13 protein-coding genes are annotated in these 13,361 nt (G+C 72.4%); 9 read left to right on the plus strand and 4 right to left on the minus strand.

The window, feature by feature from the left end:
• Positions 1–124 precede the first annotated feature (124 nt).
• The 5 genes from ilvC to efeB are packed head-to-tail and all read left to right on the plus strand — an operon-like array spanning position 125 to position 6,083.
• Positions 125–1,156, plus strand: a complete 1,032-nt coding sequence (ilvC, locus tag ACQ1X7_RS14275; protein ID WP_432478881.1) for a ketol-acid reductoisomerase — start codon at positions 125–127, stop codon at positions 1,154–1,156.
• 52 nt (positions 1,157–1,208) lie between these two features.
• Complete coding sequence (locus tag ACQ1X7_RS14280; RefSeq protein WP_432478882.1) at positions 1,209–2,678, plus strand: purine-cytosine permease family protein; 1,470 nt, start codon at positions 1,209–1,211, stop codon at positions 2,676–2,678.
• Between the two features lie 34 nt (positions 2,679–2,712).
• Entirely contained in the window at positions 2,713–3,579 is an 867-nt protein-coding gene (gene efeU, locus ACQ1X7_RS14285; RefSeq protein ID WP_432478883.1) for an iron uptake transporter permease EfeU, read from the plus strand.
• Positions 3,580–3,609: 30 nt separating this feature from the next.
• On the plus strand, positions 3,610–4,788 hold the full coding sequence (gene efeO / locus ACQ1X7_RS14290; protein WP_432478884.1) for an iron uptake system protein EfeO: 1,179 nt from the start codon (positions 3,610–3,612) through the stop codon (positions 4,786–4,788).
• Complete coding sequence (gene efeB / locus ACQ1X7_RS14295) at positions 4,785–6,083, plus strand: iron uptake transporter deferrochelatase/peroxidase subunit (protein WP_432479074.1); 1,299 nt, start codon at positions 4,785–4,787, stop codon at positions 6,081–6,083. Before efeO ends, efeB begins: the two co-directional genes overlap by 4 nt.
• Positions 6,084–6,087: 4 nt before the next feature.
• Here efeB and ACQ1X7_RS14300 read toward each other — a convergent pair whose 3' ends face one another.
• Genes ACQ1X7_RS14300 through ACQ1X7_RS14310 form a run of 3 tightly spaced genes read right to left on the minus strand, consistent with a single transcriptional unit; the run spans position 6,088 to position 8,418 of the window.
• Entirely contained in the window at positions 6,088–6,660 is a 573-nt protein-coding gene (locus ACQ1X7_RS14300) for a YdeI/OmpD-associated family protein (protein WP_432478885.1), read from the minus strand.
• A gap of 28 nt (positions 6,661–6,688) precedes the next feature.
• Entirely contained in the window at positions 6,689–7,501 is an 813-nt protein-coding gene (locus tag ACQ1X7_RS14305; RefSeq protein WP_432478886.1) for an ABC transporter permease, read from the minus strand.
• Entirely contained in the window at positions 7,498–8,418 is a 921-nt protein-coding gene (locus ACQ1X7_RS14310) for an ABC transporter ATP-binding protein (RefSeq protein ID WP_432478887.1), read from the minus strand. Before ACQ1X7_RS14310 ends, ACQ1X7_RS14305 begins: the two co-directional genes overlap by 4 nt.
• Before the next feature lie 132 nt (positions 8,419–8,550).
• Between ACQ1X7_RS14310 and ACQ1X7_RS14315 the strand changes: the two genes are divergently transcribed.
• The 4 genes from ACQ1X7_RS14315 (at position 8,551) to ACQ1X7_RS14330 (ending at position 12,541) form a co-directional block, all read left to right on the plus strand.
• Positions 8,551–9,261, plus strand: a complete 711-nt coding sequence (locus ACQ1X7_RS14315) for a DsbA family oxidoreductase (protein ID WP_432478888.1) — start codon at positions 8,551–8,553, stop codon at positions 9,259–9,261.
• Between the two features lie 124 nt (positions 9,262–9,385).
• Positions 9,386–10,990, plus strand: a complete 1,605-nt coding sequence (gene serA, locus ACQ1X7_RS14320; protein ID WP_432478889.1) for a phosphoglycerate dehydrogenase — start codon at positions 9,386–9,388, stop codon at positions 10,988–10,990.
• Positions 10,987–11,643 carry a YczE/YyaS/YitT family protein gene (locus ACQ1X7_RS14325; RefSeq protein WP_432478890.1) on the plus strand — a complete coding sequence of 219 codons (657 nt, stop codon included), beginning with the start codon at positions 10,987–10,989 and terminating at the stop codon, positions 11,641–11,643. The genes serA and ACQ1X7_RS14325 overlap by 4 nt, the downstream gene beginning before the upstream one ends.
• A 22-nt stretch (positions 11,644–11,665) precedes the next feature.
• Positions 11,666–12,541 (plus strand): 3'-5' exonuclease, encoded by an 876-nt coding sequence (locus ACQ1X7_RS14330; RefSeq protein ID WP_432478891.1) that lies wholly within the window; start codon positions 11,666–11,668, stop codon positions 12,539–12,541.
• On the opposite strand, the gene ACQ1X7_RS14335 is transcribed toward ACQ1X7_RS14330, so the two are convergent.
• The gene (locus tag ACQ1X7_RS14335) at positions 12,522–13,088 is read right to left on the minus strand and encodes an O-methyltransferase (RefSeq protein ID WP_432478892.1); all 567 of its coding nucleotides are present in this window, start codon (positions 13,086–13,088) and stop codon (positions 12,522–12,524) included. The genes ACQ1X7_RS14330 and ACQ1X7_RS14335 overlap by 20 nt on opposite strands.
• Positions 13,089–13,361 lie beyond the last annotated feature (273 nt).

The raw sequence follows: 13,361 nt of genomic DNA on the forward strand, positions 1-13,361 counted from the left end.
GTACCCCCGACGGAGGTTGAGGTGCGAGGGCCGCCAGGCCCGAGCCTCGAAACCCCGGGAGACAGCAGCAGACCAGAACCAGACCAGAACCAGACCAGGCCAACAACCAGAAGGAGAGCCACCCGTGGCTGAGATGTTCTACGACGACGACGCCGACCTCGCCCTGATCCAGGGCAAGAACGTCGCGGTGATCGGCTACGGCAGCCAGGGTCACGCGCACGCGCTGTCGCTGCGCGACTCCGGGGTCGACGTCCGGGTCGGGCTCAAGGAGGGCAGCACCTCGCGTGCCAAGGCCGAGGCCGAGGGACTGCGCGTCCTCACGCCTGCCGAGGCCGTGGAGGAGGCCGACGTCGTGGTGATCCTCGCGCCCGACCAGGTGCAGCGGAACCTCTACCGCGACGAGATCGAGCCCCACCTGGCGGCCGGCGACACCCTGGTCTTCGGCCACGGCTTCAACATCCGCTTCGGCTACATCACCCCGCCCGAGGGGGTCGACGTGTTCATGGTCGCGCCCAAGGGTCCCGGCCACCTGGTGCGGCGCGAGTACGTCGACGGCCGGGGCGTGCCGGTCCTCGTCGCCGTCGAGGAGGACGCCTCCGGCCAGGCCTGGGACGTCGCGCTGTCCTACGCCAAGGCGATCGGCGGCCTGCGGGCCGGCGGCATCAGGACCACGTTCGCCGAGGAGACCGAGACCGACCTGTTCGGCGAGCAGGCCGTGCTCTGCGGCGGCGCCAGCCAGCTGGTCATGTACGGCTTCGAGACGCTCATCGAGGCCGGCTACCAGCCCGAGGTCGCCTACTTCGAGTGCCTCCACGAGCTGAAGCTGATCGTGGACCTGATGTACGAGGGCGGCATCGCCAAGCAGCGCTGGTCGGTCTCCGACACCGCCGAGTACGGCGACTACGTCTCCGGCCCGCGCATCATCACTCCGGACGTGAAGCAGCACATGCAGACCATCCTCGGGGAGATCCAGGACGGCACCTTCGCGCAGCGCTTCATCGCCGACCAGGACGCCGGCGCGCCCGAGTTCGCCGAGCTCCGCAGGAAGGGCGAGCAGCACCCGATCGAGGAGACCGGTCGCGAGCTGCGCAAGCTGATGGCCTGGGTGAAGTCCCACGACTCCGACTACGTCGAGGGCACCGCCACGCGCGGCTGACGCGCCGGGGCCCGGGTCGCACCACGGACGCCGGACGCGGGACCATGAGGGCATGAGCGACCTGCAGGCGACCCGGCGGCTCGGCGTGGAGCGCACGGGGATCGAGATCGTCGAGGAGGCGCAGCGGACCGCGCGTCCGGCCGACCTCTTCTGGCCGTGGTTCGCGGCCAACGTCAGCGTCTTCGGCCTGAGCTACGCCGGGTTCATCCTGTACTTCGGCATCTCCTTCTGGCAGGGCGTCCTCGTGGCGCTGCTGGGGATCGTCGCGTCGTTCGCGCTGTGCGGCGTGATCGCGCTCGCGGGCAAGCGCGGCTCGGTGCCGACGATGGTGCTCAGCCGGGCGGCGTTCGGCGTCGACGGGCAGAAGGTCCCGGGCGTGGTCTCCTGGCTGGTCTCCATCGGCTGGGAGACCTTCCTGGCGATCGCCGCCGTGCTGGCGACGGCGACGATCTTCGACCGGCTCGGCTGGTCGTCCGGCACCGGCACCAAGGTGGTGGCGACCGTGGTGGTCGCCGCCCTGATCGTCGGGGCCAGCGCCGCCGGCTACCACCTGATCATGAGGTTGCAGTCGGTCCTCACCTGGCTCACCGGCTTCGTGACCCTGGCGTACGTCGTCCTCACCGTCGGCGACGTCGACTGGTCGGCGGTCTCGGCCGTGCCGAGCGGCTCGCCGCAGGCGGTGCTCGGCGCGCTCGTCCTGGTGATGACCGGCTTCGGCCTCGGGTGGATCAACATCGCGGCCGACTGGTCCCGCTACCAGCGACGTGACGCGTCCGGGGCCGCGATCGTCGGCTGGAACACCTTCGGCGGCGCGCTCGCCCCCTGTCTGCTCGTCGTCTTCGGCCTCGCGCTCGCCAGCTCCTCCCAGCCGCTGCTCGACGGCATCGCCAACGACCCGATCGGCACCCTCGCGACCCTCCTCCCGACCTGGTTCCTGGTGCCGTTCCTGGGGGCGGCCGTGCTCTCGCTGGTCAGCGGCGCGGTGCTCGGCATCTACTCCTCGGGCCTGACCCTCATCTCGCTCGGGGTGCGGATCCCGCGGCCCACGGCGGCGTTCGTCGACGGGGTCATCCTCACGGTCGGGACCATCTACGTCGTCTTCGTCGCGCAGAGCTTCCTCGGTCCCTTCCAGAGCTTCCTGATCACGCTCGGCGTCCCGCTCGCGGCGTGGGCGGGGATCATGATCGCCGACATCGCCTCCCGGCAGCGCGACTACGACGAGGCGGCACTGTTCGACCGCACCGGTCGCTACGGCGCCTTCGACGTCTCGTCGCTGGTGATCATGGCGGTGGCGACCGTCGTCGGCTGGGGGCTGGTGGTCAACCTGTTCTCCGCCGAGGCGTCGTGGAACAACTGGCAGGGATACCTGCTCGGCCCGCTCGGGCTGGGTGGTCGCGACGGCCCGTGGGCGTTCGCCAACCTGGGCGTGCTCGCGGCGCTCGCGATCGGGTTCCTCGCCGCCCTGCTCGTACGCCGCCCGGTCATCGCCCGGCAGGAGACGCACGCCACACGTTCAGGTTAGCCAAACCTAAGTCTCCGGCGTACGCTCTCGGCTTGTGCTGGCGAACTACCTGATCGGCCTCCGGGAGGGTCTCGAGGCCGCCCTGGTGGTCAGCATCCTCGTGGCCTACCTGGTCAAGTCGGGCCGTCGCCACCTGCTGCCGCGGGTGTGGGCCGGGGTGGGGATCGCGATCCTGATGAGCATCGGCGTCACGCTCGGACTGGGGTTGCAGAGCCGGCAGCTGACCTTCCGCACCCAGGAGCTGGTCGGGGGCGTGCTGTCGATCGTGGCCGCGGCGTTCGTGACCTGGATGGTCTTCTGGATGGCCGGCGCGGCGAAGAGCATCGCCGGCGACCTGCGGGGCCGCGTGGACGCCGCGGCCGAGAGCCGGTGGGCGCTGGTCCTCGTCGCGTTCCTCGCGGTCGGCCGCGAGGGCCTCGAGACGGCGCTGATCCTGTGGACCGCCACCCGGACCGCCACCGGCCGGGACCTGCCGGACACGGCGGCCACCACCGCCGGGCCGCTCCTCGCCGCCGTGCTCGGCATCGCCACCGCGGTCGCGCTCGGCTACCTCATCTACCGGGGCGCGATCCGGATCAACCTGACCCGCTTCTTCACCTGGACCGGGGTGCTGCTGGTGCTGGTGGCCGCCGGCGTCCTCTCCTACGGCGTCCACGACCTGCAGGAGGCCGGCGTGCTCCCCGGCCTGAACAGCACGATGTTCGACGTGAGCCACGTGCTCGAGCCAGGCTCGCTGCTCGGCACCCTCCTCAAGGGCATCTTCAACTTCTCCCCGGCCACGACCTGGCTGGAGGGCCTGGTCTGGCTGGCCTACGTCGGCACCGTGCTCCCGCTCTTCCTCCTGACCATCCGCCGCCGCGAGGCGACGCCCCGCCCGGCGGCCACGCCGACCGGGTCCTGATCGCACGAACCACCGAAAGGCTTTCCATCGATGAACCGCACGTCCGTGCTCGCCGCCACCACGGCCGTCCTCGTCGGCACCACCCTGTCGGCGTGCGGCACCGAGAGCACCCGCCCGAGCAGCGACGGCGGATCGGGCGACCCGCGCTCCCTCACGGTGGAGTCCTCCGCCGACGCCTGCTCGCTGTCGGGCACCGAGGCGCCGGCCGGCACGCTCACCTTCGACGTCACCAACACCGGCGACCAGGTGACGGAGTTCTACCTGCTCGGTGAGGACGGGCTGCGCATCGTCGCGGAGGTCGAGAACATCGGTCCCGGGATCACCCGCCCGCTCACGGTCAGCGCTCCGGCCGGCGACTACGTGACCGCGTGCAAGCCCGGGATGACCGGCGAGGGCATCCGGGGCGAGTTCACCGTCACCGAGTCCGACCAGGACGTGGAGGTGAGCGCCGACGAGCAGGAGCTGGTCAAGCAGGCCCAGGCCAACTACGCGGCGTACGTCGAGGACCAGTCGGCCCAGCTGCTCGTCAAGACCGAGCGCTTCGTCGACCTCTACACCAGCGGCGACGACGACGCCGCCCGGACGCTCTACCCGGACGCCCGTCAGCACTGGGAGCGGATCGAGACCGTGGCCGAGTCCTTCGGCGACCTCGACCCGCTCATGGACGCCCGCGAGGCCGACCTCGAGCCCGGCCAGGAGTGGACCGGGTGGCACGTGATCGAGAAGGACCTGTGGCCGCAGCGCGCCGAGGACTACACGCCGCTGACCGAGCGCGAGCGCACCTTCTACGCCGAGGACCTGCTCGACAACACCAGCGAGCTCGACGTCCGCGTCCAGGAGCTCCGCTACACCATCGACAGCATCGCCAACGGGTCCCGCGGGCTGATGGAGGAGGTCGCCACCGGCAAGGTCACCGGCGAGGAGGAGTACTGGTCGCGGACCGACCTGTGGGACTTCCAGGCCAACGTCGACGGTGCCCGGGTGGCGTTCGAGGGGGTCGAGCCGATCCTGGAGCAGAAGGACCCGGAGCTCGCCGAGCAGCTCTCGACCCGGTTCGACGAGCTCCAGGCGCTCCTGGACCAGCACCGCGAGGGTGACGGCTTCGTCACCTACGACGAGCTGACCCCGGCCGAGGTGAAGCAGCTGGCCGATGCCGTCAACGCCCTGTCCGAGCCGCTCTCGCAGCTGACCGCGGCGGTGCTGTCCTGACCACCCCGCCCTCCTCGTCGTCCGGTCCGCGACTCAGTCGCCGCGGACTGATCGGTGGTGGCGCCGTCCTGGCCGGTGCGGCCGGCGCCGCCGCCGGCGCGTACGCCCTCACGCAGCCCGCGGGCGAGCAGGCGAGCGCCTCCACGGCTCGGGCCGCGACGTACCCGTTCCGGGGCGAGCACCAGGGGGGCATCGTCACCCCCGCCCAGGACCGGCTGCACTTCGCGGCCTTCGACGTGGTGACCGACTCCCGCGAGGAGCTGGTGGCGCTGCTGGAGACCTGGACGGCCGCCGCCGAGCAGATGACCCGCGGGGAGCCGGTGGGCGACACCGGCGCGGTCGACGGGGCCCTGGCGTCGCCGCCCGAGGACACCGGTGAGGCGCTGGGCCTCCCGGCGAGCGGACTCACCATCACCATCGGCTTCGGGCCCTCGCTCTTCCGCGACGCAGAGGGGCGTGACCGGTTCGGGATCGCCGACCGACGTCCCCGGGCGCTGCGCGACCTGCCGCACTTCCCCGGCGACGTGCTGGTCCCGGAACGCTCGGGAGGCGACCTGTGCGTGCAGGCCTGTGCCGACGACCCCCAGGTCGCCGTGCACGCGGTCCGGAACCTGGCCCGCATCGGCTTCGGGACGACGGCGGTGCGGTGGTCCCAGCTGGGGTTCGGCCGCACCTCGACCACTTCGACCTCCCAGTCGACGCCCCGCAACCTCTTCGGCTTCAAGGACGGCACCGCCAACGTCAAGGCGGAGGAGACCGAGGCGCTCGACGAGCACGTCTGGGTCGGTGCCGACGACGACCCGCAGGCGGCCTGGCTGGCCGGCGGCTCCTACCTCGTCGCGCGCCGGATCAACATGACGATCGAGGTGTGGGACCGGCAGCCGCTGGGCGAGCAGGAGGGGTTCGTCGGCCGCACCAAGGGCGAGGGCGCCCCGCTGTCCGGGGGTGAGGAGTTCACGCCGCCCGACTTCGCGATGCCGGGGAGCAACGACGAGCCGGTGATCCCGGTCGACGCCCACGTCCGGGTCGTCCACCCCGACCAGCACGACGGCGTGCGGATGCTCCGGCGGGGCTACAACTTCGTGGACGGCAGCGACACGCTCGGCGGGCTGGACGCCGGCCTGTTCTTCCTCGCCTACGTCCGCGACCCCGGCACCCACTTCGTCCCCGTCCAGACCGCGATGTCACGTGTCGACGCGCTCATGGAGTACCTCGAGGTGACCGGGTCGGCGGTGTTCGCCGTACCGCCGGGGAGTGCCGACGGCGAGTTCGTCGGTCAGTCGCTGTTCGCCTGACGGTTCACTGCGACCGTTCGCCCCGCGCGGCGCGCGCGGCGGTCTCCGTGACCCGGGTGGCGCGGGTCCCCGGCCTCTTCGCCAGCACGATCCAGGCCAGCATCTGCTTGCGGGCCGACGGCGGGAACCCCTCCCACGCCTCGCGCGAGCCGGGGTGGGCGTCGAACGCCGCCGCCAGGTCGGCCGGGACGACGAGGTCCTCGACGTCGTCCATCAGCGTCCACATGCCACTCGCCCGGGCGGCCTCCACCGCCGCCGCGCCGGGGGCCTCCATCCGTCCCTCGGCCTCGAGCCGCGCGACCCGTTCCTTGTTGCGGCGGGTCCAGATGCTCCCGCGTCGCCGCGGGGAGAACCACTGCATCGACCGCCCCTCGTCGAGCGGGCGCTGGGTGGAGTCCACCCAGCCGTAGCGCAGCGCCTCACAGACTGCGGGCTCGTAGCCGACCGCCCGGTCGGCCTCCCGCCGTGGCGAGACCAGCCAGACGCCCGCGGTGTCGGCGTGGTGGGCGGCGAGCCAGGCCGACCACTCCTCGAGAGTGGCCGGCTCGACCCGCTCCGCCTCGTCCTGGACGCCCACGCCCGCGAGCGTAGGGCACGCCCCGTGACTACTTGACCTCCGAGCGGAGGAGCATCACCAGCCCCACCACCAGCGGGACCACCAGCCAGATCAGGCCCGCGACGCCGAGCTGGGCCCAGTTCTCGCCGGTCATGGTGTTGTCGTACAGCCGGGTCGACGAGTAGTTGAAGTCCACCCACGGCTGGAGGTCGCGGAACCAGTCCTGGAAGGCGGCCAGCATCCCGAACACCGTCGGCAGCAGCAGCGAGTACACGAAGTAGGCGACGATCGCGCCGGCCGAGTTGCGGATCAGCACGCCGAGCATGAACCCGACCATCATGCCGAGCACCTGCGCCAGCACGATGTTGGCGAAGGCCGACGCGCCCAGGTCCCACGTCGTCGGCGCCCCGGAGATCGCGGTGCCGACCAGGTTGCCGAGGGAGCCGATGCCGAGGGCCACCAGCATCGACACCACGCCCACGACGACGGCACAGAACGCCTTCGCCGCGATCACCCGGCCACGGTGGGGGACCTGGGTGAAGGTGGTGAGCCCGCTGCGCTGGCTCCACTCGCTGGTCACCGACAGGATCGCCACCATCGGGAGGATCACCGCCATGGGGAACCCGAACGCCGTGGCGTAGGTGTCGAGGGTCTGCGCCTCGTCGGGCGCGAACGCGATGACGGCGACCGTGGCGAGCACGGCCAGGATGCCGATGCTCGCCATCAGCCAGAAGCCCGCTCGGGTGTCGAACATCTTGCGGAACTCGACCTTGACGATCCGGCTGGTCGGGATCGGGTCCGGCTTGCGACGCGGACGCGGCGCGACGGCCGTACCGGCGTCGTTCACGGTCAGGGTGCTCATGCTGCTGCTCCTTCGGTGCGATCGGTGTGCGCGCTCTCGCGCTGGGACTCCGCGGTGAGCTCGAGGAACATCTCCTCCAGGCCGGCTCCGTCCGCGGCGCGGAGCTCGGTCAGCGCGATCCCCGCCTCGAGGGCGATCCGCCCGACGACGCCGGCGCTCGCCTCGGTCAGCAGCGAGCTGCCGGCCGTGCCGACGGTGACCCCGGCCTCGGCCAGGGCGGCGCCGAGGCGGACGTCGTCGTCGGAGGAGACCAGGGTGCCGGCACCGGCGAGCAGCTCCTCCTTGGTGCCCTGCGCGACGATCCGGCCGTTGCCGATGACCACGATGTCGTCGGCGATGACCTCGATCTCGTGCAGCAGGTGGGACGAGAGCAGCACGGTGCCGCCCTGGTCGGCGTAGGACCGGAGCAGGTCGCGCATCCAGCGGATGCCCGCCGGGTCGAGGCCGTTGGCCGGCTCGTCGAGGATCAGCACGGCCGGGTCACCGATCAGGGCGGTGGCGATCCCCAGCCGCTGCCGCATCCCCAGCGAGTAGTTCCGGACCCGTCGGTCCGCCTCGGTGTCGGTGAGCGACACCGTCCGGAGCATCTCCGGCACCCGGGACGTGGGCAGCCCCATCGTCAGCGCCGCCACGGTCAGGATCTCCCGGCCCGTGCGACCCGCGTGCTGGGCCGAGGCGTCGAGCAGGACGCCCACCTCGAGGCCGGGGTTGGGCAGGTCGGCGTAGCGGCCGCCCAGCACCTCCACGGTGCCGGAACCGGCGGGGGTGAGGCCCACCATGATCCGCATCGTCGTGGACTTGCCGGCGCCGTTGGGTCCGAGGAAGCCGGTGACCCGCCCCGGTCGGGCGGCGAAGGTGATGTCGTCGACGGCGGTGACGCCGCGATAGGACTTGGTGAGTCGGTCAACAGTGATCATGGTCCGCAGCCTCGTCGCCTCCGCCGGTCCGGCACATCCGGGACGGACCCCCGCACGACCCCGGGCCGACCCCGGGACCGGTCTCGGGGTCGGCCCGGGGAACACCGGCCGAGGCGCCGCGGTTGGGCGGGCATGCAGATCGAGATCTGGTCCGACGTGGTGTGCCCCTGGTGCTACATCGGCAAGCGACGGCTGGAGTCCGCGCTCGCGGGCTTCGAGCACGCCGACGAGGTGGAGATCGTGTGGCGCTCCTTCCAGCTCGACCCCGACGCACCCCGCGAGGCGACCGAGACCATCGCCACCCACCTCGGCCGCAAGTACGGCGGCGGCCCGGAGGCCGGCCGGCAGATGATCGACCGGGTCACCGGCATCGCAGCCGGCGAGGGTCTGGCCTTCGACTACCACGACGCCCAGCGCGCCTCGACGGTCGACGCCCACCGGTTGCTCCACCTCGCGCTCGCCGAGGGCGGTCCCGCCCTCCAGGGCGAGCTCAAGGAGCGCCTGCTCGACGCCTACTTCGTGGACGCACGCAACCCGGCGGACCGGGCCGTCCTCAGCGAGGCCGCGGTGGCGGTCGGCCTCCGCGAGGAACGGGTGGCGGCCGTGCTCGACTCCGACGAGTACGCCGACGAGGTCGCTGCCGACGCGGCCCAGGCGGCGGCGTACGGCGCGACGGGTGTGCCCTTCTTCGTCGTCGACCGGAGGTACGGCGTCTCCGGCGCGCAGCCCAGCGAGCTGTTCGGCGAGCTGCTGGAGCGGGCGTGGGCCGACTCGCACCCGCTGGTCCAGGTCGTCGGCGGTGACGACGCCGAGGCGTGCGGGCCGGACGGATGCGCGACCTGAGGCCCCGCCGGCCGACCCGCGACACCGAATCGGCGGCGCCCGGACCGCGGGGTAGGGTGGAGCCGCACAGCGTCGTGCACCTCCCCGTCCGATCGTTCCCAGATCCCCACTGCGAGGACCCGCTGTGACCACCGCGCCCCACCCAGCACGGCCCGTCGTACTCATCGCCGAAGAGCTCAGCCCCGCCACCGTCGAGGCGTTGGGGCCGGACTTCGAGATCCGGCACTGCAACGGCGCCGATCGTGCCGAGCTGCTGCCCGCGATCGCCGACGTGGACGCCGTCCTGGTCCGCTCCGCGACCAAGGTCGACGTCGAGGCGCTGGCCGCCGCACAGCGGCTCACGGTCGTCGCCCGTGCGGGCGTCGGCCTCGACAACGTCGACGTCAAGGCCGCCACCCAGGCCGGCGTCATGGTCGTCAACGCGCCGACCTCCAACATCGTCTCGGCCGCCGAGCTCGCCGTCGCGCTGATGCTCGCCGCCGCCCGCAACCTCAGCCCGGCCCACGCCGCGCTGAAGGAGGGGGAGTGGAAGCGGTCGAAGTACACCGGCATCGAGCTCTACGAGAAGACCGTCGGCATCGTCGGTCTCGGGCGCATCGGGGTGCTCGTCGCTCAGCGGCTGAGCGCCTTCGGCATGAACGTCATCGCCTACGACCCCTACGTGCAGGCGGGCCGCGCCGCGCAGATGGGGGTCCGGCTGGTCGACCTCGACACGCTGCTCGCCGAGGCCGACTTCATGAGCGTCCACCTGCCCAAGACGCCGGAGACCCTCGGCCTGATCGGCGCCGACGAGCTGGCGCGGGCCAAGCCGCAGCTGGTGCTGGTCAACGCCGCCCGCGGCGGGATCGTGGACGAGGCGGCCCTGTACGACGCCCTGAAGACCGGCCGGATCGCGGCGGCGGGCCTCGACGTGTTCGCCTCGGAGCCGTGCACCGACAGCCCGCTGTTCGAGCTCGAGAACGTGGTGGCCACCCCTCACCTCGGTGCCTCCACCGACGAGGCCCAGGAGAAGGCCGGGGTCGCGGTCGCCCGGTCGGTGCGGCTCGCGCTGTCCGGTGAGCTGGTGCCCGACGCGGTCAACGTCCAGGGGGGCGCGATCGCCGAGGACGTGCGTCCCGGGCTCCCGCTGACCGAGAAGCTCGGGCGGGTCTTCACCGGACTGGCCGGCGAGGTCGCCCAGCAGCTCGACGTCGAGGTCCGCGGCGAGATCACCGAGTTCGACGTGAAGGTGCTCGAGCTGGCGGCCCTCAAGGGCGTGTTCTCCGACATCGTCGAGGACCAGGTGTCCTACGTGAACGCGCCGCTGCTCGCGGCCGAGCGCGGCACCGCCGTACGCCTGGTCACCGACCCGGAGAGTCCTGACCACCGCAACCTGATCACGATCCGCGGCACCCTCGCCGACGGGTCGCAGGTCTCGGTGAGCGGCACCCTGATCGGGATCAGCCAGAAGGAGCGGCTGGTCGAGGTCAACGGCTTCGACATCGACGTGGAGCCGACCGACCACCTGGCGTTCCTCACCTACGAGGACCGTCCGGGCATGGTCGGGACGGTGGGCCGGATCCTCGGTGACGCGCAGGTCAACATCGCCGGGATGCAGGTCTCGCGCGACACCAAGGGCGGCTCTGCCCTGGTGGCGCTGTCGGTCGACTCGGCCATCCCCGCCGACACCCTGGTCGAGATCGAGTCGGCCATCGACGCGCACGCCGTCCGGGCCGTCAGCCTGGTGTGACCACCCGGCCGCCGCTCGCCGACCTCGGCCCGGTCGCCCAGCTCCGGGCGGGTCGGCTGCCGCGGCGACTGGTCCAGCTGTACGTCGGGCTGGTCCTGTTCGGCGCCTCCCTCGCGCTGATGGTGCGCGGCGACCTCGGCCTGGCGCCGTGGGACGTGCTGCACTCGGGCTTCATCCAGCACGTGCCGATCACCCTCGGCCAGGCGGTGATCCTGTTCAGCGTCGTGGTCCTGCTCCTGTGGATCCCCCTGCGCGAGCAGCCCGGCCTCGGCACGGTCTCCAACGCGATCGTGGTCGGGCTCGCCGCCGACGCGACGCTCGTCCTGCTCGAGCCCCCCGACGCGATGGGGGCACGGGTCGCGCTGATGCTGGGCGGGATCGCGCTCAACGGACTGGCCACCGCGATGTACATCGGTGCCCAGCTCGGCCGCGGGCCCCGCGACGGGCTGATGACCGGACTCTCGCGCGTGACGGGCCGGTCGCTCCGGCTGGTGCGCACGGGCCTGGAGGCCACCGTGGTCCTGGTCGGACTGCTGCTGGGCGGCGCACTGGGAGTCGGGACGGTGCTGTACGCCGTGCTGATCGGTCCGCTGGCCCAGGCGATGCTGCCGGCGTGGGTGGTCGACCTGGACGATCCCGGCCGGACTGTCTGACGCCACCGGCATGATGGGCGCCGTGCCCCTGGATGCCGAGCTCGCCGAGATCCGCGACTTCCTCGCGTCCCGGGGCGTCGACGTCCCCGCTGATCGCCTCGCCCTGACGTTCCGCCCGCGTGGCAGCCGTCTCGCGCCGACCGACGAGGTGGTGGCCGTGAGGTCCGGCGCCGTCGGTGGTGGCCTCGTGGTCACCGACGACGCGCTGCTGGTGGTGCGCCCCGCGCCCGTCTCGCCGGAGGTGCTGCGGCTGCTCGCCGTCGACGTGGAGACGACCGGTCTGGTCGCCGGGCACGACCGCGTCGTGGCGGTCGGCTGGGTGCCCGTGGACGGCGACCGGCTCGACCTCGCCGGGGCGCGCCGGTTCGTCGTGCGCGGCGACGACCCGGGTGCCGCGGCCGGCATCCACGGGCTCACCCACGATGACCTGGCGACCGGAACACCGCTGCGTGACGTGCTGCGCGAGCTGCGGGCAGCCCTCGACGGACGCGCGCTGCTGGCCCACCACGCGACGTTCGACCGGGGGTTCCTGCGCGCGGCCTACCGCGAGGTGGGGGAGCGGATGCCCCGGCGCCCGGTCGTGTGCACCCTGACGCTGCAGAAGCGGCTGCTCCGCGGCGACCACCTCGCCGAGTGGCCGGAGGGTGCGCTCAAGCTCTGGGTCGCACGCGAGCGCTACGGCCTCCCCTCCGGGCGCGAGCACGACGCGCTGGGTGACGCGTTGGCCTGTGCCGAGCTCTACCTCGGCCAGGCTGCCGAGCTCGGTCGCGGGCGCCGGCTGACGCTCCGCGACGTCCGGATGCCGACCGGTTGGCCACACCGCGCCCGTCGCTGGATGCGTCGCCGGTGGTGGCGCGCCCGACGCCGGGCGCTCGGGGTCAGCTCCGCGTCGCGATGAGGGTGGCGGCGTCGGCGGCCACCATCACCTCGACGGTCGTGAACCGCTCGTCGGTGAGCCAGTGCTCCCGGAGGGTGTCCACGCGTCCGTGGAAGACCGGCGGCCACTGCTCGCACGGCGTCAGGTCGTCGAGCACGACGATCCCGCCCGGCTCGACCAGGTCGGCGACCGCGTCGACCCGTACGGCGTCCTCGTCGCCGGCGTCGAGGAAGAGCAGCGAGAACGGCCCCTCCTCCTTCAGGGTCTCCCAGTCGGCGGCCCTGACCTCCACCTGCGGGTCGTCGGTGAAGATCTCGGCGGCGGCGCCGGCGAGCTTCGGGTCGAGCTCGGCGGTGAGGATGCGGGCGTCGTCCCGGACTCCCGAGCGCAGCCACGCCGTCCCGACGCCGGTGCCGGTCCCGAACTCCGCGAGGGTGCCCCCGCGGGTGGCCGCGAGGGTGGCCAGGAGCCGGCCGGTCTCGTTGCGGCAGAACGACACGTATCCCGCACGGCGGGTCACGTCGAAGGCGCGCCGGACGATGTCGGGCAGCTCGGGGGGTGCGCTCACAGGTCCACCTTCATGGGGGGAGTCTCTCATCGCGGTCCGGATGTCTCGCATCCCGGACGGTCCGTGGAAACCGGTCCCACACCCGCGGGAGGCCACGTACGGTGGTCCCATCATGCGGAGCGTGTTCGTACTCATCGAGCGCCGCGGCGAGGCCTGACGAGCGGGCCACCTCGCCGCGGAGTTCGGCGTTGCGTGGCCCCTCACCACCTGCAGACGACTCAGCCCCGCGGCGGGACCTCCGGACGTACCGCGCAACCCGCACACCTCTCCTGG

Origin of the sequence: Nocardioides sp. GXQ0305 (genome assembly GCF_050880345.1) — a bacterium.
Lineage (GTDB): Bacteria > Actinomycetota > Actinomycetes > Propionibacteriales > Nocardioidaceae > Nocardioides.

Bases quoted from the DNA above. Each gene is read 5' to 3' on its own strand.
- ACQ1X7_RS14310 (WP_432478887.1), bottom strand. From the start codon at position 8,418: ATGATCACTGTTGACCGACTCACCAAGTCCTATCGCGGCGTCACCGCC.
- ACQ1X7_RS14280 (WP_432478882.1), top strand. From the start codon at position 1,209: ATGAGCGACCTGCAGGCGACCCGGCGGCTCGGCGTGGAGCGCACGGGG.
- efeO (WP_432478884.1), top strand. From the start codon at position 3,610: ATGAACCGCACGTCCGTGCTCGCCGCCACCACGGCCGTCCTCGTCGGC.
- ACQ1X7_RS14315 (WP_432478888.1), top strand. From the start codon at position 8,551: ATGCAGATCGAGATCTGGTCCGACGTGGTGTGCCCCTGGTGCTACATC.
- ACQ1X7_RS14305 (WP_432478886.1), bottom strand. From the start codon at position 7,501: ATGAGCACCCTGACCGTGAACGACGCCGGTACGGCCGTCGCGCCGCGT.